At 71.7% G+C, this 21,014-nt stretch carries 18 protein-coding genes; 14 read left to right on the forward strand and 4 right to left on the reverse strand.

The genetic code is table 11. From position 1 onward, the window contains the following. Positions 1-158: 158 nt before the first annotated feature. Entirely contained in the window at positions 159-746 is a 588-nt protein-coding gene (locus AB0C46_RS18695; RefSeq protein ID WP_362828895.1) for a TetR/AcrR family transcriptional regulator, read from the reverse strand. A gap of 138 nt (positions 747-884) precedes the next feature. Between AB0C46_RS18695 and AB0C46_RS18700 the strand changes: the two genes are divergently transcribed. Together AB0C46_RS18700 and AB0C46_RS18705 are read left to right on the forward strand one after the other, a co-directional pair. Continuing rightward, positions 885-2,297, forward strand: coding sequence for an amidase (locus tag AB0C46_RS18700; protein ID WP_362828896.1), 1,413 nt, complete (start codon positions 885-887; stop codon positions 2,295-2,297). Between the two features lie 69 nt (positions 2,298-2,366). After that, the gene (locus tag AB0C46_RS18705) at positions 2,367-2,972 is read left to right on the forward strand and encodes a YdbC family protein (protein ID WP_362828897.1); all 606 of its coding nucleotides are present in this window, start codon (positions 2,367-2,369) and stop codon (positions 2,970-2,972) included. Between the two features lie 12 nt (positions 2,973-2,984). Here AB0C46_RS18705 and AB0C46_RS18710 read toward each other — a convergent pair whose 3' ends face one another. Then, positions 2,985-3,728, reverse strand: coding sequence for a TetR/AcrR family transcriptional regulator C-terminal ligand-binding domain-containing protein (locus tag AB0C46_RS18710; RefSeq protein WP_362828898.1), 744 nt, complete (start codon positions 3,726-3,728; stop codon positions 2,985-2,987). 83 nt (positions 3,729-3,811) lie between these two features. On the opposite strand from AB0C46_RS18710, the gene AB0C46_RS18715 reads away from it, so the two are divergent. The 5 genes from AB0C46_RS18715 to AB0C46_RS18735 all read left to right on the forward strand — a co-directional run bounded on the left by AB0C46_RS18715 (position 3,812) and on the right by AB0C46_RS18735 (position 9,070). Continuing rightward, a complete protein-coding gene (locus AB0C46_RS18715; RefSeq protein ID WP_362828899.1) occupies positions 3,812-5,431 on the forward strand; it encodes an ABC-F family ATP-binding cassette domain-containing protein in 1,620 nt (539 codons plus the stop codon). A gap of 328 nt (positions 5,432-5,759) precedes the next feature. Beyond that, positions 5,760-6,419, forward strand: a complete 660-nt coding sequence (locus tag AB0C46_RS18720; protein ID WP_362828900.1) for a histidine phosphatase family protein — start codon at positions 5,760-5,762, stop codon at positions 6,417-6,419. An 11-nt stretch (positions 6,420-6,430) separates the two neighbouring features. Next, entirely contained in the window at positions 6,431-7,342 is a 912-nt protein-coding gene (locus AB0C46_RS18725; RefSeq protein ID WP_362828901.1) for an ADP-ribosylglycohydrolase family protein, read from the forward strand. A 309-nt stretch (positions 7,343-7,651) separates the two neighbouring features. Continuing rightward, positions 7,652-8,353: a ribonuclease HII gene (locus tag AB0C46_RS18730; RefSeq protein ID WP_362828902.1), complete on the forward strand. Its 702-nt coding sequence runs from the start codon at positions 7,652-7,654 to the stop codon at positions 8,351-8,353. Positions 8,354-8,419: 66 nt separating this feature from the next. Continuing rightward, the gene (locus tag AB0C46_RS18735; RefSeq protein ID WP_362828904.1) at positions 8,420-9,070 is read left to right on the forward strand and encodes a hypothetical protein; all 651 of its coding nucleotides are present in this window, start codon (positions 8,420-8,422) and stop codon (positions 9,068-9,070) included. A 160-nt stretch (positions 9,071-9,230) separates the two neighbouring features. On the opposite strand, the gene AB0C46_RS18740 is transcribed toward AB0C46_RS18735, so the two are convergent. Together AB0C46_RS18740 and AB0C46_RS18745 are read right to left on the reverse strand one after the other, a co-directional pair. Beyond that, positions 9,231-9,938, reverse strand: a complete 708-nt coding sequence (locus tag AB0C46_RS18740) for a hypothetical protein (protein WP_362828905.1) — start codon at positions 9,936-9,938, stop codon at positions 9,231-9,233. A gap of 217 nt (positions 9,939-10,155) precedes the next feature. Further along, positions 10,156-12,321 (reverse strand): RecQ family ATP-dependent DNA helicase, encoded by a 2,166-nt coding sequence (locus AB0C46_RS18745; protein ID WP_362828906.1) that lies wholly within the window; start codon positions 12,319-12,321, stop codon positions 10,156-10,158. 125 nt (positions 12,322-12,446) lie between these two features. Between AB0C46_RS18745 and AB0C46_RS18750 the strand changes: the two genes are divergently transcribed. The 7 genes from AB0C46_RS18750 to AB0C46_RS18780 all read left to right on the forward strand — a co-directional run bounded on the left by AB0C46_RS18750 (position 12,447) and on the right by AB0C46_RS18780 (position 20,927). Next, the gene (locus AB0C46_RS18750; RefSeq protein WP_362828908.1) at positions 12,447-14,090 is read left to right on the forward strand and encodes a DUF4192 domain-containing protein; all 1,644 of its coding nucleotides are present in this window, start codon (positions 12,447-12,449) and stop codon (positions 14,088-14,090) included. A 365-nt stretch (positions 14,091-14,455) separates the two neighbouring features. Further along, positions 14,456-15,058 carry a glycogen debranching N-terminal domain-containing protein gene (locus AB0C46_RS18755; protein WP_362828909.1) on the forward strand — a complete coding sequence of 201 codons (603 nt, stop codon included), beginning with the start codon at positions 14,456-14,458 and terminating at the stop codon, positions 15,056-15,058. Positions 15,059-15,140: 82 nt separating this feature from the next. Beyond that, on the forward strand, positions 15,141-15,911 hold the full coding sequence (locus tag AB0C46_RS18760) for a hypothetical protein (protein ID WP_362828911.1): 771 nt from the start codon (positions 15,141-15,143) through the stop codon (positions 15,909-15,911). A 112-nt stretch (positions 15,912-16,023) separates the two neighbouring features. After that, positions 16,024-16,317 (forward strand): hypothetical protein, encoded by a 294-nt coding sequence (locus tag AB0C46_RS18765; RefSeq protein ID WP_362828912.1) that lies wholly within the window; start codon positions 16,024-16,026, stop codon positions 16,315-16,317. Between the two features lie 48 nt (positions 16,318-16,365). Next, positions 16,366-17,130 (forward strand): NUDIX domain-containing protein, encoded by a 765-nt coding sequence (locus tag AB0C46_RS18770; RefSeq protein ID WP_362828913.1) that lies wholly within the window; start codon positions 16,366-16,368, stop codon positions 17,128-17,130. Positions 17,131-17,968: 838 nt separating this feature from the next. Further along, positions 17,969-18,970, forward strand: coding sequence for a FadR/GntR family transcriptional regulator (locus tag AB0C46_RS18775; RefSeq protein ID WP_362828914.1), 1,002 nt, complete (start codon positions 17,969-17,971; stop codon positions 18,968-18,970). Between the two features lie 397 nt (positions 18,971-19,367). Next, complete coding sequence (locus AB0C46_RS18780; RefSeq protein ID WP_362828915.1) at positions 19,368-20,927, forward strand: RNA polymerase sigma factor; 1,560 nt, start codon at positions 19,368-19,370, stop codon at positions 20,925-20,927. The last annotated feature ends 87 nt before the right edge of the window (positions 20,928-21,014 follow it).

Below are 21,014 nucleotides of genomic sequence, written 5' to 3' on the forward strand. Positions count from 1 at the left end.
CCACGCGGACAACTCCCCAGGACTTCCCGTTGGCTGACCATCGTGCCACGCCCAACGGCCCGTGGGCGGCGTGAACTGCCCCTGGTCACACGCGGTTTGTATCCGGCTTGGGTGGCTGGAAAGTGCCGTCCGGGAAGCGGGGGCGCCTGCTTCCCGGCTCAGCTCGTCCGCTCGTCCCAGAGGCGGTTGAGCTGGCCGTCCAGTACGTCCAGCGCATCGGCGGGGGAGAGGTGTCCGATCAGGATATGGGTGGTGAGGCCGTCGGCCAGGGCGAGGAGGGTGCGGGCCGCGCGGTCCGGGTCGGCGGTGTCGGAGGCCTCGGCGATCAGTCGCGCGAACACCGTCTGCAGGCCGGCGTAGTTGGTGCGCAGAATTCCGGCCAGGGGTGGGCTGACGGCGGCCTGGGCCACAAAGGCCAGCCAGACCCGTGCCTCGGCGCGATGTTCCTCCTGGAGCAGCGACACCTCGGCCGCGGCGTGTCCCAGTGCCGTACGGGCCGACTGGGCGGGCGATGCGGTGAGCCGGGCCGACACTCGCGCGGTGACCCGTTCGCCGATGTGGCCGAGCGCGAAGACCAGCATCTCCTCCTTGGTGCCGAAGCAGCGCTGGACGGCGCCCATGGACACCTTCGCGCGGGCTGCCACGTCGCGGAGCGTGACGCCCTCCAGGCCGCTCTCGTCGGCGAGTTGGCACACCGCCCCGGCGATCTGCCGGCGCCGGCCCTCGTGGTCGACCTGCTTGGGCATGCTCCGCACTCCGGTTATTCGATGCGTGTGTATCGGTGACAAGGTTACGATGTCGAAGCGATGCAGATGCATCGGAACGGTCGGAGGACGGCCGAGCGGCCCGGGAACGGGCCGGCCGAGCTGCGAAAAGGGGAGGACATGCGCAACGCGCTGTGGAGGATGACGGCCCGCGCCCAGGCGGCGGCGGTACGCACCGGCGAGGTGTCGGCGGGGGAGCTGGTCGAGGCGCATCTGGAGCGGATCGCCGAGGTCAACCCGGCCGTCAACGCCGTCACCCAGGTGCTCGCCGAACGGGCACGGAGTGCGGCGGCGGAGGTCGACCGCAGGCGTGCGGCGGGTGCGGAACTGGGGCCGCTGGCCGGTGTGCCGTTCACCGTCAAGGAGACCACGGCCATCGAAGGGGTGCCCACGACCTACGGCGCGGAGCGCTTCCGTGACTTTTTCGCGCGCTCCGATGCGCCCCCGGTGGCGCGTCTGCGCGCGGCGGACGGTATCCCCGTCGGGCACAGCAATATGCCGACGCTCATCCTGGCCGGCATCCACACCCGTAGCGAGCTGTTCGGGGACACCGTGAACCCCTGGAGCGCTGCGGTGACGCCGGGCGGCAGCAGCGGCGGCGACGGAGCGGCCGTGGCGAGCGGCATGGCTCCGCTCGGACTCGGCAACGACTCCGGAGGTTCGGTGCGCATTCCCGCGTCCTTCTGTGGCGTCGCGGGTCTGAAGCCGACCTACGGGCGGTTCGCCGCCGATCACCGCATCGGCCCGGACGACCCGTCCCTCGCCGCCCAGTTCCTCGTGGTCGACGGTCCGTTGGCCCGTACGGTCGGTGATCTGCGGCTCGCGTACGAGGTGCTGGCCGGGGCCGATCCGCGCGATCCGCGGGCCGTGCCGGTGCCGCCCTACGGTACGCAGTTGGGGCGTCCCCTCAAGGTGGCCATGGTGACGGACCCCGGAGGCCACGGCGTGCACCCCGTGGTGCGCCGGGCCGTGGAGGGTGCGGCGGACGCGCTGCGGGACGCGGGGTACGAGGTGGACGAAGTGGCGGACGTACCACGGCTGGACGATGCCCTCGACGTCTACGCCCGGATGACACTCACGGAGTTCGCCACCACCTGGCCGGTCGTCAAGCCGTTGCTCGGGGAGGGCGGCCATCGCTATGTCGAGTGGGGGATGGCGAGGTCGGCCCCAGTGGAGCTGCCGGAATATCTGCGGCTGACCGGGGTGCGGATGGGGATCCAGCGGGACTGGGCGGCCTTTCTGGACGAGTACCCGCTGGTCCTGGCGCCGGTGTTCACCGATCCGCCGTTCGCGCCGGGGGAGGAGGTGCGGGACGAGGAGAGCTACCAGCGGGTGCAGCGTGCGATGCGGCTGTGCACCGCCACCAGTTTCGTCGGGGTGCCCGCGGTGGCCGTACCGACCGGGGTGGTGGACGGGCTCCCGTACGGAGTGCAGCTGATCGGGCGCTCCTACCGGGAGGACCTGTGTCTGGAGGCGGCCGAGGCGGTGGAGCGGCGGCTCGGTGTCCGCACGCCCATCGATCCGCGCCCGTAAGGAAGTTCGGGGTGGTGGGATTGTGACGCGCAGTGATCCCGGTCCGTCCCCGGGCCGTACGATGGCGCGGTGCTGGTCAAGTGGATTCGCCTCACCGTTGTGGACCGTCGAGGGTTCGAGCGGGGGCAGCGGAAATGGGCGGGGCTGCTGGGTGAGCCCGGGTTCCGAGGGCAGGGCGGGGGCTGGAGCCGGGGCCGGCCGGGCGTCGCGCACCTGGTCGCCTTCTGGGAGAGCCGGGCGTTCTACGACTCCTTCATGGCGCGCTCGCACGACCGGCTGGCGGCCGCTCAGGCCGGCACGTACAAAGACGCCCAGGTCCGGCTGTTCGAGCACGAGTTTGATGTGAAGGTGGGCTTCCGCCCGTCGTTCGGCGATGTGGATGTCCTGCGGCTGGCGCACTGCCAGGTGCGCCAGGACCGGGTGGAGCACTTCATGCTGATGCAGGAAAAGGTCTGGAACCCGGCGATGGCGGGTTCGCCGGGCATGCTGCGAGGGATGCTGGGGCGGGCTCCGGGCGAGGAGTTCCTGGTGCTGTCGATGTGGCAGTCGGCGGCCGAGCGGGGGAAGTACCGGCCCGAGCGGGTGGAGCGGCTGGCGCTGCGCGCCCAGATAGCCGCGGATGTCCGGGCGATCGCGGGCGACGTGGTGCAGCTCGAACCGTCCTGGACGGTGTGAGGGACGGCGTGGTCAGGGGGCCGCTCCGGGGGAGGCGTCCGCCTTGCCGGCGGCGGTGAACGCCCCGGCGCGAGCGGCGGCCAGCGTTGCCGCCACGGCCTGTTCGGCGATGGCGTCGTCGACCGGCTCCCGGGTGATGAACAGGCGGAAGAACAGCGGCGCGGAGACGGAGCGGACGAGCGCTCCGGCGTCGGTGCCGCGGTGCGCAGCGGCGTCGGAGGCGGTGCCCCCCGGGACATCCGTGCCGGCGTCCGGGGCTGCCGGCAACTCCCCCCGCCGGATGGCCCGTTCGACGATGGCCTCGCAGCGCGCGAACCGCTCGGTGTAGTAGTCGCGCAGGGCTTCGGCCGCCCGCTCCGACTGGAAGGCGGCGGCGATCATCGCAGAGCCCGACGCCGCCACTGCCGGGTCGGTGAACGAAGCGACGACCTCCCGGGCCAGGGCGCGCAGATCGCCCTCCAGGGATCCGGTATCGGGCGGCAGCCAGCTGTCCTCGCCCGCAAGATCCAGGGCGTCCGCCACCAGGCCCTCGACGTCCTTCCAGCGTCGGTAGAGCGTCGTCTTGTGCACGCCGGAGTGGGCGGCGACGTATTCGACGGTCAGGCCGGGATAGCCGTGCTCGGTGAGGCCGGCCAGGACGGCGTCGCGGACGGCGGCGCGGGTGCGGGCGGTGCGGCCGCCGGGGCGCCGGGTGCCGGGGGTGGGTGCGGGGCCGCCGCTCTCGCGGCCGCTGCCGTGCACCGTCTGATCAGGCAATTGCGACTCCAGTTGCGTTAGTGGGTTCCCTCTGTCATCATCATCGTAATGCGACGAGGGTTGCGTTTACTCCGGGGGGATGAGTGACCACTCAAATTTCCTTGCACGACATCACCAAGTCCTACGGCGACCGCCTGCTGCTCGACGGCGTCTCCCTGTCGGTACGCCCCGGCGAGCGCGTCGGGATCGTGGGGGAGAACGGCGCCGGGAAGTCGACGCTGCTGCGCATCGTCGCAGGCGCCGAGCGGCCCGACGAAGGCCATGTGGTGCTCCGGGCGGACGGCGGCATCGGCTACCTCGGCCAGACCCCTGAGCTGCCGCCGGACCGCACCGTCCAGGACGCGATCGACGCCGCTCTGGCGGACCTCAGAGAGATGGAGCGCCGGCTCCGGTCGCTGGAGAGCGGGCTCGACCGGGCCACGCCCGCCGGTCTGGAGGAGTACGGCGATCTGCTCACCCTCTTCGAGCTGCGCGGCGGCTATGAAGCCGACGCCCGCGTCGACCGGGCACTGCACGCCCTGGGCCTGGCAGAGTTGGGGCACGACCGACGGCTGGGCAGCCTCTCCGGAGGCGAGCAGGCCCGGCTGGGGATCGCCTGCCTGATCGCCGCGGCACCCGAGGTCATGCTCCTCGACGAGCCCACCAACCACCTCGACGCCACCGCCCTCGACTGGCTGGAAGGCGCCCTGCTCGCCCACCGGGGCACGGTCCTCACCGTCTCGCACGACCGGCTCTTCCTCCAGCGCATCGCCACCGCGCTCGTCGAGGTCGACGCCGACCGCCGGGGTCTGGTCCGCTACGGCGGCGGCTACGGCACGTTCCTCGCGGCCAAGGACGCTGCCCGCCGGCGCTGGGAGCAGGACCATGCCCAGTGGTGCGAACAGATCACGCAACTCACCGATTTCGCCGGGGGCGCGGCGCGGAGCGTCGCCCAGGGCCGGGCCATGAAGGACGGCAACAAGATGGCGTACGACCGGGACAAGGGCCGCGTCCAGGCATCCGTGTCCAGCAGAGTGCGCAACGCCCAGGAGCGGCTGCGCAGGCTCCGGGAGAAGCCCGTTCCCCGACCGCCCGATCCGCTCCGGTTCCGTACCGCGCCGGACGTCGGCGAGGCCGAGGGCACCCTCGTCCGGCTCGACGGCGTGCGGGTGGGGGAGCGGCTCGCGGTGGACTCCCTCACCGTCGCCGCCGGTGAACGCCTGCTGATCCACGGCGCAAACGGCGCCGGCAAGACCACACTGCTCCGGGTCCTGGCGGGGGTCAGCACACCGGACAGCGGCACGGTGCTGCGCCGAGGCCGGATCGGTTTCCTCGCCCAGGAAATACCGCTCTCCCGCCCCACCGAACCGCTGCTCTCGGCGTTCCGTCGCGGGCTGGCCGGGGACGTGGAGGAGCTCGCCGCCCTGCTGCTGTCGTTCGGCCTGTTCCGCGAACGCGACCTTCAGGTGCCCGTCGGGGCGCTCTCCGCCGGTCAGCGGCGCCGGCTCGCGCTGGCCCGGCTGCTGGCCCGCCCGGCGGACCTGCTCCTGCTCGACGAACCGACCAACCATCTGGCGCTCGGCCTCGTCGAAGAGCTCGAAACCGCGCTCTCGGCCTGGCCCGGCGCCCTGGTCGTCGCCTCCCACGACCGTCTGCTGCGGCGACGCTTCGGCGGCCGTTCCTACGAGATACGCGACGGCCGCCCGGCCCTGTCCGCACACTGACCGGCGCCCACCGGCTGGTATGCCCCAACGGCCCGGCAGGGCATCCACCCGGCCGCCTCCCCCGGACGCCGAGGCCACTGCCGGCACCGGCCGGCGACCGGCACCCGACAGCGACGGCCACCCACGGCCACGCCTCCCAGCACCCGGACCGCACCATCGCGCAGAGACGCGAAGAAAGGAGACGGCAAAGGCGACGGCAAAGGAGACGGCAAAGGAGACGGCAAAGGCGACGGCAAAGGAGACGGCAAGGCGACGGACGGAGGTGCGACAGCGCTGCGGAACACGGCAGCGTGCGACATGTGCAAGGCACCCGATTTAGGCTGGCGGCATGGCTCGGCCCCGACGCATCGTTCTCATCCGCCATGGAGAGTCGGAGGGGAATGTCGACGACACCGTGTACGAGCGCGAGCCCGATCATGCGCTCGCTCTGACCAGGGCCGGGCTGCGGCAGGCGGCGGAGGCCGGCGGCGCGGTGCGCGAGATGTTCGGCGACGAGCGGGTCTCCGCCTACGTCTCGCCGTACCGCCGCACCCACCAGACGTTCCGCGAACTCCGCCTCGATCCGGCCAGGGTCCGGGTGCGGGAGGAACCGCGGCTGCGCGAGCAGGACTGGGGCAACTGGCAGGACCGCGAGGACGTACGACGGCAGAAGGCCTATCGGGACGCCTACGGCCACTTCTTCTACCGCTTCGCCCAGGGGGAGTCCGGAGCGGACGTCTACGACCGGGTCGGGGCGTTCCTGGAGAGCCTGTGGCGCAGTTTCGAGGACCCCCACCACCCGCCGAACGTCCTGATCGTCACGCACGGGCTCACCATGCGGCTGTTCTGTATGCGCTGGTTCCACTGGACGGTGGCCGACTTCGAGTCGCTGTCCAACCCCGGCAACGCGGAATGGCGCACCCTGCTGCTCGGCCCGGACGGCCGCTACACCCTCGACCGGCCCTTCGAGCGCTGGTGTGAACCCGTGCCTTATGGGGCCACCGGTTAGAGTGCACACCGATGACCCTCGACCACCGTGACGCAGACCGCTGTGAGCGGGCTCTGGCGAGCCTGCGCGGACTGTCCGTGGGTGATGCCCTCGGATCTCAGTTCTTCGTCCCTGCGAACTACCCTTTCCTCAAGCGCCGTGAACTGCCTCCCGCCCCCTGGCAGTGGACCGACGACACCGAGATGGCCTGCTCGGTCCTGGCCGTCCTCACCGCCCACGGGCGGATCGACCAGGACGCCCTGGCCCGCTCCTTCGCCGACCACCATGACTTCGACCGTGGCTACGGGCCGGCCGTCAACCGCATGCTGCGGCTGATCCGCGAGGGCGGTGACTGGCGTGAGCTGGCGTCCGGGCTCTTCAACGGTCAGGGCTCGTGGGGCAACGGAGCCGCGATGCGCATCGCTCCCCTCGGTGCCTGGTATGCCGGCGACCCCGAGCAGGCCACCCACCAGGCGGAGATCTCTGCCTACACCACCCACCAGCACCGCGAGGCCGTCGTCGGCGCCATGGCGGTCGCCGCCGCGGCTGCCCTGGTGGCCGACCCGACCCGCGACACCGGCCCCGAGCAGCTGCTCGACGGGGTGCTGGAGCTGATCCCGCGCAGCGCCGTACAGGCCGGGCTGCGCCGGGCCCGCGACATGCTCGACTACGCAGACTCCGGCACCGTCGCCGCCGTCCTGGGCTGCGGACGCCGCACCAGCGCCCACGACACCGTGCCCTTCGCTCTGTGGGCCGCCGCCCAGCATCTCGGCAACTACGAGCGGGCGTTCTGGACCACGGTTCAGGCGGGTGGTGACGTCGACACCACCTGCGCCATCGTCGGTGGCATCGTCGCCGCCGCCGGACGGGCCGGCGCCCCGCCCGAGGCGTGGCTGGACGGAGCCGAGCCTCTCCCGTCATGGTCCCCGGCCCTGGCCGACTGAACACCGCCGTACGGTCTCGTCGCTTTGCTCTCCTCACCGCTCGCGAGCCGATGGTCCGCGTCCGCTTCCGTGCCCTCCGGCGCCCTCCAACAGGCAGCGCCGAACGGCGACTTCGACTCCGTAAGGGTGCGCGCGAAGCAACGGAACAGCGGAGTCCGGTACCGGCCCCGGCGCACCTGCGCCCGCTTCGGCGTACCCGTCGGTAGGGTCGCCGGCCCATCCCGCTCACACGGTCGCGGGCACCGTTTGCCGCCAGGTTCGGATCCGGTGCGGACGGCTGGGCCGAATAGGCGTAACCTTGCTGGCGCCATGCCGTACGAGCCCCCCACACATTCCGTCGAGCGATCATTGCGCGCCACGACGGGCGCCAAGATCGTTGCAGGTATCGACGAGGTCGGACGCGGAGCGTGGGCCGGTCCGGTCAGCGTCTGCGCAGCCATCACCGGTCTGCGCCGGCCGCCCGACGGACTCACCGATTCCAAGCTGCTGACCGTCAAGCGCCGCAACGAACTGTGCGACGTGCTCGGTGAATGGGTCACGTCGTATGCCCTGGGGCACTCCTCACCCGAGGAGATCGACGAGCTGGGCATGACCGCTGCCCTGCGGCTCGCGGCCGTACGCGCCCTGGAGGCGCTGCCGGTCCGGCCGGACGCGATCATCCTCGACGGCAAGCACGACTACCTGGGCGCGCCGTGGCGGGTCCGCACGGTCATCAAGGGCGACCAGTCCTGTATCGCGGTTGCCGCCGCGTCCGTGATCGCCAAGGTGCGACGCGACGCGATGATGGCCGAACTGGGCCTGGCACACGCCGACTTCGACTTTGCGGCCAACGCCGGCTACCCCTCTCCGACCCATCGCATCGCCCTGGAGGAGTACGGTCCTACGCCGCACCACCGAGTGTCATGGTCCTACATGGACGCCCTGCCCCGGTGGCGGCATCTGAAGAAGGTGCGCATCACCCCCGAAGCAGCCGCTCTGGAAGCCGGTGGCCAACTCGGCTTCGACTTCTGAGCGGTGCGGACATGAATTCGGTACCCGATGACGTGTTCCGCACTTACGTTTGATAGACATCCCTTTATGCCTCTCATCCCCGAGGAGCCTCAGATTCACGAGAGTGTCCCGGGTCCCCGCGCAACTCCGGCCGCCGGCCGTACCGCGTCGACCCCCCGCCCCGTTCCTGGCCCCGGTCCCCGCCCCGCGCCTCCGCGTGGTGCCCCCGCGTCCAGTGTCCGTCCGGGCAAGCCCGGACCTGCTGCCCCGCCGCGTGGGCCTGTCGCCGCTCCGCCGGCGCAGCGCACCAACTCCCCGCAGCCGCCTGCCGGTGAGCCCGGCAACGCCGCGGGAGCGCAGCTCCAGCTGATCCCGGCCCCCGCCGACGGCGCCATCGACGCTGCCGACGAGGCCGTCGACCTACTGCTGGACTCCGGGCGTGCGCCGGGCGAAATCCTGGTGCTGACCACCGGCGAAACCCACCCGTGGGCCACGCATGAACTGTCCTTCGGCGAGGCGTCCTACTGGGCCCAGCACAACGCCGCGGACGATGTGTTCTACGCGGATGCCGCGGCCGAGCGCGCCACCGGCCGGCCCGTCGTGGTCGTCGCCGTCAACGGCGGTTCGGACGAGGTCACCGCGCAGGCGCTGCCTGCGGCGATGGCCCGTGCCGGAGCGTTGCTGATCGTCTGCGGTGACCCGCAGCGGATCAACGCCGTGCTCGGCGCCAACGCCTGACCGCTGCCGGTTCGCAACAGCCCGTCGGCCCTGGAGGCCGTCGGGCTCGCTTGCGCGTCCGGCAGGCGATGCCCGGACGCCGGACTGTACGGCGGTGCCGAGCGGGCGGCCGCTCTCCCGCCGTACGCGGGAACCCGGGGCGCCCGCCCGCTCGGTCCGCTCAGCGTGCTGCCGTGTGCCGATGGGCTTCCGGGGCGCCGCCGCCGGTGTGCCGCGGCACCGACCGGTGCTGCGCGGGAAAGTTCACGGCCGTGCGCAGTGCTTCCGGACGGGCCGCCGTAGTGCGTCGCATCTCTCTGCGCCGCGCCCCCGAGGGGCCCGGCTCTCCGAGCGGCTCGTCCGTCGAAGAAGGCCTGGGGCGGCGCCCGCCCCGCCCCTCTCCCAGTACCTGCCAGCGGTCCGGGGTCAGCGTGATGTACGCCCCGCAGCGAAGCCCGTGCAGGGTGCAGGCGTCGCGCAGCCCCCACATCCACGCCCCGTCCGTCTCCGTCCAACGGGGCTCGCCCTCACGGCAGTAGAGCAGTACGGCGGTGCGCACCGGGGCACGCAGCCGCAGGTCGTGCGGGATGACCCGGCGCAGATGCCCCAGCAGCACATTGCGGAACTCCCAGCCGTCGGGAGCGGCCGCGAGCTCGGTGAACGAAGCGCTGGCCGTCACCCGCTCCTGCGGATCGAGCACCGCGACGATGGCCGTTGACGGCCCCGGACGATGACGATCGTGCAGGCCGACGACGACCTCACGGGGGTTGCGCAGCAACGGGATGCCGGCCGAGGCCCATTCGGCGGGCTCCAGCATCCGTCCCAGTCGGGCGGAATCGGCGGACGCGGGCGGGGACACATGCGGGAGCGAGGCGAAGCCGAAGGTCACGTTCCTCCCTTCGTCTACGCGTCCGCACGTCGGGCGGTGGCCTGGCGCGGGTTTGCGCCACGACATGGCCCTGCCTGACCACGGACGGCCGGTAAGGGGAAGCATCTCCAATTCTCGCGGTCGTACAGGCATGCGGCAACGAGCAATTTCCGCCCATGACCGGAATCGCCGCAGGTATCCCAAATATCCCTGCTCGTCGACGCGATACGAACCGCGCTCAGCCCTGTACGGCGAGGACCAGCGGAAACACCCCCTCTGATCCGGCCCGGCGCAGCAGCCGAGCGGCCACGGCCAGGGTCCAGCCGGTGTCGGCGTAGTCGTCCACCAACAGCACCGGGCCACCCGCCGCGGCCAGGGCCTGCGCCAGATCCGGCGGCACGCCCAGCGATCCGTGCAGGGCCCGCAGCCGCTGGGCGCTGTTGCTGCGCGGAATCCTGCCGTCGGCACCGTCGTCCGACGAGGTCACCGTGCCCAGGAACGGCATCCGGCCGACCGCGGCGATCCGCTCTGCCAGCGACCGGATCAGCTGCGGACGGCTGCGGGAGGAAAGCGCGACAACGCCCACCGGGCGGGCCGGTGCATCCGCCGCCCCTGAGGCCCAACCACCGGGCCCCTTGGCCCAGTCGGCGAGAACCGTGACCACCGCGGCCGCCACATCGTCCGGGACCGGGCCGTCGGGAGCCTGCGGCGCAAGCATCGGACGCAGCCGGTTGCCCCACCCGATGTCGGAGAGCCGTCCCAGCGCGCGGCCGGTCGCGGCCAGCTCGCCCGCCGGGATCCGCCCCTTGAGATCGACACCGACGGCCGGCAGCCCCGTCGGCCACATCCGCCGCGGCTCGACCTCCACCCCCGGCCGCCCCAGCTCACCGCGCGCCGCGTCGAGCGATGCGGCGGACACCTCGGTGGTGAACCGCGCCCCGGCACAGTTGTCGCAGCGGCCACACGCCACAGCCGCTTCGTCGTCCAACTGCCGCCGCAGAAACTCCATCCGGCAGCCCGTCGTGGTGGCGTACTCGCGCATTGCCTGCTGTTCGGCCTCGCGCTGACGTGACACCCACGCATAGCGCTCGGCGTCGTACGCCCACGGCCGGCCGGTGGACGTCCAGCCCCCCTTGACGCGCTGCACGGCGCCGTCCACATCGAGGACCTTGAGCATGATCTCCAGGCGCGAGCGGCGCAGTTCGACCTGGGGCTCCAGGGCCGGCAGCGACACCGGCCGGCCGGCGGCCGCCAGGACGTCCAGGGTCCGCCGCACCTGCTCCTCGGGCGGGAACGCCAGCGAAGCGAAGTACTTCCAGATCGCCTCGTCCTCCCGCCCGGGCAGCAGCAGCACCTCGGCGTGCTTGACCCCACGGCCGGCCCGGCCCACCTGCTGGTAGTACGCGATGGGGGACGACGGCGAGCCCAGATGCACCACGAACCCCAGGTCGGGCTTGTCGAAGCCCATGCCCAGCGCCGAGGTCGCCACCAGCGCCTTGACACGGTTGGCGAGCAGATCGTCCTCGGCCTGCTGACGGTCCGCGTTCTCCGTCTTGCCGGTGTACGAGGAGACCGTGTGGCCCCGATGACGGAGGAACGCCGTGACTTCCTCGGCGGCGGCGACGGTGAGCGTGTAGATGATCCCCGAACCCGGCAGCTCGTGCAGATGGTCCGCGAGCCAGGCGAGCCGGTGCGCGGCATCCGGCAGCGGCAGCACGCCCAGGCTCAGACTCTCCCGGTCCAGCGGCCCGCGCAGCACCAGCGCCTCGGTGGAGCCCTCTCCCGTCCCGAGCTGTTCGGCGACATCGGCGGTCACCCGCGCGTTGGCCGTCGCGGTGGTGGCGAGCACCGGCACACCGGGCGGGAGGTCGGCGAGCATCGTGCGCAGCCGTCGGTAGTCCGGACGGAAATCATGGCCCCAGTCGGAGATGCAGTGCGCCTCGTCGACCACCAGCAGACCCGTCGCCGCAGAGAGCTTGGGCAGCACCTGATCGCGGAAATCGGGGTTGTTGAGCCGCTCGGGGCTCACCAGCAGGACGTCCACGTCACCGGCCGCCACCTCGGTCTGGACGGTTTCCCACTCCTCGGTGTTGGCGGAGTTGATCGTGCGCGCGCGGATCCCGGCCCGCGCTGCCGCCTCGACCTGATTACGCATTAGCGCGAGCAGCGGGGAGACGATCACGGTCGGTCCGCTGCCGCGCTCGCGCAGCAGCGCCGTGGCGACGAAATAGACCGCGGACTTGCCCCAGCCCGTGCGCTGCACGACCAGTGCGCGGCGGTGGTCGGCGACCAGGGCCTCGATCGCGCGCCACTGATCCTCACGCAGCCTGACCTCGCCGCCAGGATCCCCGACGAGGCGGGTCAGGACGGCATCGGCTGCGGCACGCAGATCTTCGTTGCTCATGCCCCCATGCAACCCGATGCCACTGACATCGCGCGAACCCCCGCCCGAACCTGTGGATAACCTCGTCGCCCGCGAGTTATCCACAGGGGTCGCGGCGCAGCGGCCGGCTGCGGGATCTTCGAGCCATGAATCCGCACAGCGAACCGAGCAAGCGCACCGGCGACAGCAAGCCCGCCGCCACCTCCTCCGACTCGTCCGCCCCGACCCCCTCGAACTCTCCCCGCCCGCCCAAGCCGTCGGCCCCGGCCAAGCCGCCGAGTGCCGCCAGGCCCTCTCGTCACATCGCACCTACCAGCCCCACCGACACCACCAGCGACACTGACCCCACCAGCACCGCAGAAACGGCCGGCCCGGCTGGTCCCGCGCATGTCACCGACCCTTCCGTCCTCTCCAACCCGGCCTACATCGCCGGCTCCCCGACCCCGTCCGACGCCTCCCACTCCTCCGCTCCCGCCGATGCGGCCACCACACCGTCCGCCGATGCCCAGGTCACCCTGCGCAGTCCGGCCGAGCTCGCCGACGCCCTGCCGTATCTTCTGGGCTTCTATCCGGACGACAGCGTCGTCATGGTCGCTCTGCACAGCGAGCGCGGACGCTTCGGCGGCCGGGTCAGGCTCGGCATCCCGACCGACAGCGCGCACTGGCCGGACGTCGCCGACCAGCTCGCCGATTGTCTGATCTCGGCAGGTCAGGAGCGTGACGACCGGCCCGCGGCGATCATCGTCTACCTCTGTCAGGAGCCTGCGGCGGGCGAGAGCGGGAAGGACGTCAAGGACCGGCTCCGCCCGCTCGCCCAGCGGCTGCGTACCGCCTGCGGCGCGCTCGACGTACCGGTCCTGGAAGCCCTCTGCCTCTCCAACGGCCGCTTCTGGTCCTACTGCTGCCCCGACTTCCGCTGCTGCCCCGCCGAGGGCACACCCATGGTCATGCCCGGCACGTCCGTGATGGCTGCGGCGGCCGCATACGCGGGAATGCAGGTCCGGGGCTCCCTCAAGGAGATGGAGGCCAGGCTGAGGCCCCGCACCGGCCCGCGGGCCGCCGAACAGGAGAAGGCCCTGGACACCGCGGCCGGTGCGCTGGTGCCGCGCATGCTCCGGCGGGACGGTGCGGCGGCCGTCCGCCGGGACACCCTGGAACTGGCCGGCGCCATGATCCACCGGTTCCGTCAGGACACCCCCTCGGGCAGCAACCGGGCCAGGGACGCCTGCGACGACGCACTGATCACCGATGCCGAGGCCGCGGATCTCATTCTCGGCCTCCAGGACCGGGTCACCCGTGACCGGGCGGCGGAGTGGATGGACGGCTCCGCCGCAGTGCCGACCCTCCGGCTCTGGCGTGCCCTCGCCCGCCGCTGCGCCGGCGGCTATGCCGAACACGCGGTCGCACCGCTCACCCTCGCCGGCTGGGTGTGCTGGTCCACCGAGGACGGACCCTCGGCGCGCGTCGCCCTCAGCTGCGCCTTGGCCATCGACCCCGACTACACCTTCGCCCAGCTGCTGCACCGCGCCATCAACGAAGGCCTCGATCCGGAGCCGCTGCGCCGCTGCCTGCGCGAGCAGCACCGGGAGGCGGTGGCCGCCGAACCCGAGTCGTCCACCGCTCCGGCCGCCAAGGAGACACCGCGGCCCACGAAACGCCCCGGGCCGACCCGCCCCGGACCCGCCGGCCGCCCCCGGGGACCGCGCGGCGCCACGGGCCCGGGTACCCGTACGACCGACGGGCGCAGCAGGCGCCGGGCCGGCCGGGACGGTGACCGGAGCCGGCGGTGACCGGGCCGCTCCTGCGGCCCGGCGTGGACCGGGCGCCGGCCGGAGCGTTCACCTGAGTGGCGTACTCCGTACGGAGCCCCGACCTCACCGCCAGGGAGCGCAGCGCGCGTGCCAGGCATCGTCCCCACTGCTCAGCCGGTCCACCGGCTGCCCGGAGGGCGGCGTACGGCACCGCCCCGGGCCCCACAACCGCAACCCGTCCACTCCTCACCCGTCTGTGCGGCTCTCCCGTCCCTCGCAGTCTCCCCGGAATCGGGGCAGCTGACCGGCCAGGGCAGTGACGGCTTCTATCGCGATGGCCGGCGGGTCCTGTCCGCTGCGAACCGCTGGTCGCGGGGGAGGAACCGCTCGTCGTCCAGGGGCGGTTGACCGGAGCCGACCGTGCCCGGTTCATCGGGACGATCCGCAGGGTCGGCGAGCACGGGCCGGATCCGGAGATCCACATGGAGCGGCTGCGGTCCGCCGACGGCACCGAGCAGATCACGTTCCGCGGCGGTGCCACCCGGCCCGTCCGGCTTCCGGTCGAGATCCGGCTGGGCACGGATCTCGCAGAGCTCGGGTCCGTCGCCGTCGTCCTCCCGTGCCCCGGCCTGCGGGCCGCGGTCCACGGTTCCGGACTCCGCTGGTCCGGGCCCGGTGTGCACGCGGTGGTGTCGGCGACGCCCGGCCCCGTGGACGTGCTGGCATCGGCGGGCCTGCTGCGCTGGGAACTGGCTCTGCCGCCGGTGCCCGCCGCGCCCTCGAACTGCCTGCCGGGCTGGAACACGACAAGAGCGGACCGGGCGGTGCTCCGGGGGGCCACCGGCGCCCCGGTATCGCCCACATCCCGGCCCGCGCACCGGGCCGGTGGCCTGCGGACGCGCGGTGACTGGCCACCGCGTCCCTGCACGGCAGCTCGGCTGGAGTGCGACGACCATCGGGCCGACGCACTCATGCCGGCAGTCTCGACGATCTCCACGGCTTGGTGATGCGCGACCGGGCGGCCACTGCGCCCCTGTACGTCGCCGGCCGATTCCCCTGGCGTTGCGGCCCTGCGCCGGTCGAGGCGCTGTGGGCCGCCAGGATGGCGTTTCCCCTGGGCACCCGGCACGCCACGGGCACATTGCAGGCGCTCGCCGACGTCAACAAGCCGCACCATGGGCGGATTTCGGCCGAATCCCTGGCCCTCTCAGGAATGCCGGGCCGCACGCCCCACTGAGCTGCACCGGCATCGAGGCCACCCTCCCGTTCCCCGCTGTTCTCGCGCAGGCCCGCCGCTGGGGTCTGCCCGAATGGGAGGCGGAGCGGCTGCTCCCCGCCGCGGAGCGCTGTCTGCGCTGGCTGAGGATCGTCACCGACCCGCCGGGCTTCTCCGGGGGCTACGTACCCAACCCAGCTCCCGGCGGACCGTACCGCTGCGAGACCCGGAGCCAGACTCATGCCCATCGCGCCGCCCTCCTGGGCGCCGATCTCCTCGACGCCTTCGGATCCTCCGACGCGGCGGCGCTACGGGGCTGGGCCGATGATCTGTGTACCCGGTTCCGTACGGACTTCTGGCTGGAGGACGGTGCAGGCGGCCGCCCCGCTGCCCTGCTCACCGCCGGCGGACGACCTGTTCCCCACCTCGCCTCCACCACCGCCGCCTCACTCCTCGATACCGGCCTGCTCGGCGGCGGCGCTCCGGCCCCCGGCCTGCTGGACGCGGCACAGACCGACCAGCTGGCCCGGCTGCTGGGCCGCCCCGCCATGGACTCCGGATGGGGCCTGCGCGGGGGCTGGGTGCCCAGGAGAGCGGCTGCAACCCGTTCGGGCACCGCGCAGCGGCGCCGTCCGCGTCCATGAAACGGCGATCGCCGCCGCCGGGTTGGCCGCGGCCGGCCATAAGCGAACTGCCGGCGCCCTGACCCAAGGGGTTCTCGATGTCGCGGACAGCTTCGGGTACCGCCTCCCCGAGATGCACGCGGGAGAGCAGCGCACCGCCGACGGCTCCCCCGTGCCGCATCCGGCGGCCTGCCGCCCCGCTGCAGTGGCGGCGGCCGGCGCGGTGCACATACTGGTCCCGCCTGCCGGCCTGCGCCCCGTCGTTCCGGCCAAGACGGTGTTCGTGCGGCCGCCCGGTACGGCCCCGCTCGGCGCACTGCGGCTCACCGGCCTGAGCGTCGCGGAGCAACCGTTCGCCGTGCGGATCAGCAGTCTCGGCATGGGGGTGGTGGAGACGGCGGCAGGCGGTCTGCAGCTGGGTTCGTGAAGTGCTTCGGGCCTGTTTATCGTCAGGCGGACGACTATGATCTCGCCCATGCCTCCCTACGACCCGTCGGCCTTCCCGCCCTTCGCTGTCACCGTCGACCTGGTCGTGCTCACCGTGCGCCGCCACGCCCTGTGCGCACTGGCCGTGCGCCGCGGTGAGCCGCCGTTCCAGGGCCGCTGGGCCCTGCCCGGTGGATTCGTCCGGGCCGACGAGGACCTCGAGGACGCGGCCGCCCGGGAGCTCGCCGAGGAGACCGGTCTGCACGCCCAGTCCCCGGCGGGCTCGTCGTCCGTCTATGGCGCACACCTTGAGCAGCTCGCCACGTACGGCGACCCCAAGCGGGACCCCCGGATGCGGGTCGTCAGCGTCGCGCACTTGGTACTCGCCCCCGACCTGCCCGCTCCCAAGGCGGGCGGCGACGCCCACAGCGCACGCTGGGCACCGGTCGAGACCCTCCTGGAGCAGGACGACACCCTCACCCGGGAGGGCGAGCTGGCGGCCCCGCTCGCCTTCGACCACGCGCGGATCCTCGACGACGGCGTGGAGCGCGCCCGCTCGAAGATCGAATACTCCTCGCTCGCCACGGCGTTCTGCCCGCCCGAGTTCACCGTCGGCGAGCTGCGCCGGGTGTACGAGGCGGTCTGGGGCGTTGCGCTCGACCCCCGCAACTTCCACCGCAAGGTGACCGGTACCCCCGGGTTCCTGGTGCCCACAGGGGGCACGACGACGCGTCAGGGTGGCCGCCCCGCACAGCTGTTCAGAGCCGGTGGTGCGACGCTGCTCAACCCGCCGATGCTGCGTCCGGAGGTCTGAGACCCGGGGCGCAGCCCAGGCACCGTGGGGCCGAAGTTCACCCGTGGTGACACGGCGAACCACCAAGATGGAACAATTTCGAGAAAATAGGACATATCGCGATACCTTGGCCGGGTGAGTCCTCTCGTACCTTCTGCAGCTCCCGACCGGCCTCACGCCCTGCGAGGGGTGCGACGCCTCGCACTGCTGGGCCGCGCCGCGATTCCCGCGGCTTGCATCCGGCTGCCGCCGGCACCCCCGGTCGTGCAGTGCCGCTCGACCGGGGTGCCACCTCGCTAGCGACCGACCCGCGCGAACCGTGGCCGACGCCCCTGACTCGTCGGACCGACGGCCCGTCTGTCCGCTTGCCCGCGCTACCGGTTCCCCTGTCCTCGACCCGGCGTGCCCCTCGGGTGGTCGTCGTCGCCGGGCCGTCGAGTGGCCTTTTCGCGGCATCAGTTGGGCGCGTTGCCGACCGGCTACGGCCGGGCGTGAGTGCGGGTCATCGGCGTATTCCGTTCCCCTGTAAAGGGATTGTCTGCGACGCCTGCCATAACGCCTCAGCAGGGGCCGTCCTGCCGTCCAGGGGCCGCGTCAAGAGTCCGTTCGGAATTGACCAAGATGCATCTGTTCGTGATGTGGCTCACGCGCCAACCCGTAGGCGGGGCAACGATGTTGTAGCCGACCGGCCTGGTCTGCGGTGATGTGTCCACGCTGCCGGGCGGCTTCAGCTGCTGATCGAGTAATGCATATGTTTTGGCGTCCTGTTGTTGTGGCTGCTGTCCACAACCCGCCTGGGAGAGCGCATTTCTTTCCGATAAAGCGTCAATTCGGGGATGGGGGGCGATCACCCTTTCGTGTGCTTTTCACCAAAGACCTCAAGGGTGTTCAGGGTGTCGCCGACAAAAGATGCGTGAGTACCCTTGCGCACACCATGATGACCGCGGCTCGCCCCGGCGACACCGGCCTCGCAGGCCCGGGCGAGCTTGACCGCTACCCCTACGCCAACGCGGCCAACGCCGCGAACGCCAACAACGCAGCCGGCCAGGACCGTGCCGAGCGGGTTTCGCAGGTCTGGGACGGTTCCGAAGCAGACATCGGCCGGGTCGGCCGTCGCGCGGCCGGCAGTCGCGGCCGCGGCCTGCACGGCCAACTCGTCCAGCAGCTCGGCCAGATGATCGTCTCCGGCGATCTCGGCGCCGACCGCCCGCTCGTCCCCGAGGAGATCGGCCAGCGCTTCGAGGTCTCCCGCACCGTCGTCCGCGAGTCGCTGCGAGTCCTCGAGGCCAAGGGCCTCGTCAGCGCCCGCCCGAACGTGGGCACCCGAGTGCGCCCGGTCAGCGACTGGAACCTCCTCGACCCCGACATCATCGAATGGCGGGCCTACGGGCCACAGCGCGACGACCAGCGCCGTGAGCTGTGTGAGCTGCGCTGGACGATCGAGCCCCTCGCCGCCCGGCTCGCGGCCGGCCACGGCCGTGAGGACATCCAGCAGCGGCTGGCGGACATGGTCGAGATCATGGGCCACTCCGCGGCCCAGGGCGACACCATGACCTTCTCCCGCGCCGACGCCGAGTTCCACTCGCTGCTGCTGCAGCTCGCCGGCAACCGCATGCTCGAGCACCTCTCGGGCATCGTCTCATCCGCCCTGCATGTCTCGGGTGGCTCCAGCGGCGGCTGTGAGCGACCGGTCGAGACGTCCGTGGGCCAGCACATGCGGGTCGTCGACGCCATCGGGTCCGGCGACGCCACGGCGGCCGAATCCGCGATGCGGCAGCTCCTCGCCGCCCATGGCGAGGTCGTCGGCCAGGGCTCCGGGACGCCCGTGGATCACGTCGTCCCCGCGCCCCGCGAGCACTGAGGCCCGTACCCGACCGCGTACGGACAGTAGGCGCCGCGCGGCCCCCGTGCCCTGCACACCCCTCCGGGCAGGGCACGCCGTACGCGGCGATGGCGCACGAGATCGCCGGATCCGGGTCGTCGACCGGATCCGGCGAGAGACCTTGGGAGGGTTGCATGTCATATGACTGGGAATGGGTCGTTATGGGGTGTGACTCGGGCCACGCAGATTGGGCGTAACGCTCTTCAGGGAAGCGCGATGACTTAAGAGGTGATAGCCGAGGAGGGAATACGAGCGGCGTTCGTGACGCTGTTCAACTCCCCGGTTGCCCCTGCGCCGTCGGTCCATCCCCACCGGCGGTCGTCGGCTCCGATCCACACTGGACGGGGTCGGAAGCCGTTTCCATCGTTCCGAGAGGTTGTTCGTGTCGGCCAGCACATCCCGTACGCTCCCGCCGGAGATCGCCGAGTCCGAGTCTGTGATGGCGCTCATCGAGCGGGGAAAGGCAGATGGGCAGATCGCCGGCGATGACGTGCGTCGGGCCTTCGAGGCTGACCAGATTCCGCCAACCCAGTGGAAGAACGTTCTGCGCAGCCTCAACCAAATCCTCGACGAGGAGGGTGTGACGCTGATGGTCAGTGCCGCAGAGGCGCCCAAGCGCACCCGCAAGAGCGTCGCAGCGAAGAGTCCGGCGAAGCGCACCGCCACCAAGACCGTCGCGGCGAAGGCCGCCACGGTCAAGAAGACCACCGCAGCCGCGGCCACCGCCCCCGTGGCGGACCCGTCGGCCGGTGAGTCCGAGTCCGCGCCTGCAAAGAAGGCCGCGGCGAAGAAGGCGACCGCCAAGAAGACGGTCGCGAAGAAGACCACGGCCAAGAAGGCCACTGCAAAGAAGGCCGCGTCCAAGAAGGACGTCGACGAACTGCTCGACGACGACGTGACCGAGGAGACCCCCGCGCCCGGTAAGGGCGAGGCTCCCGAGGCCGCCGAGGGCGCGGAGAACGCCGGCTTCGTCCTCTCCGACGACGATGAGGACGACGCCCCTGCCCAGCAGGTCGCCGCGGCCGGCGCCACCGCCGACCCGGTCAAGGACTACCTCAAGCAGATCGGCAAGGTCCCGCTCCTCAACGCCGAGCAGGAGGTCGAGCTCGCCAAGCGCATCGAGGCGGGCCTGTTCGCCGAGGACAAGCTGGCGAACTCCGACAAGCTCGCCCCGAAGCTCAAGCGCGAGCTGGAGATCATCGCCGAGGACGGTCGCCGGGCGAAGAACCACCTCCTGGAGGCCAACCTCCGTCTGGTCGTCTCCCTGGCCAAGCGGTACACGGGCCGCGGCATGCTCTTCCTGGACCTGATCCAGGAGGGCAACCTCGGTCTGATCCGTGCGGTCGAGAAGTTCGACTACACCAAGGGCTACAAGTTCTCGACCTACGCGACGTGGTGGATCCGCCAGGCCATCACCCGCGCCATGGCCGACCAGGCCCGTACGATCCGTATCCCCGTCCACATGGTCGAGGTCATCAACAAGCTCGCGCGCGTCCAGCGCCAGATGCTCCAGGACCTGGGCCGTGAGCCCACCCCGGAGGAGCTGGCCAAGGAGCTCGACATGACTCCTGAAAAGGTCATCGAGGTCCAGAAGTACGGTCGTGAGCCGATCTCGCTGCACACCCCGCTGGGCGAGGACGGCGACAGCGAATTCGGTGACCTCATCGAGGACTCCGAAGCGGTCGTCCCGGCCGACGCGGTCAGCTTCACGCTTCTGCAGGAGCAGCTGCACTCGGTGCTGGACACCCTCTCCGAGCGAGAGGCCGGCGTCGTGTCCATGCGCTTCGGCCTCACCGACGGCCAGCCCAAGACGCTGGACGAGATCGGCAAGGTCTACGGCGTCACGCGTGAGCGGATCCGCCAGATCGAGTCGAAGACGATGTCGAAGCTGCGTCACCCGTCGCGCTCCCAGGTGCTGCGCGACTACCTCGACTAGTCCCACCCGTCCGGACGGCATCACGAGCCCGGTCCCTCCTAGCCGGAGGGGCCGGGCTCGCGCCCGTCCGGGTGCGCGGGGCAGCCG

This window comes from Streptomyces sp. NPDC048637 (assembly GCF_040650675.1).
In the GTDB taxonomy this organism is placed as follows: Bacteria; Actinomycetota; Actinomycetes; order Streptomycetales; family Streptomycetaceae; genus Streptomyces.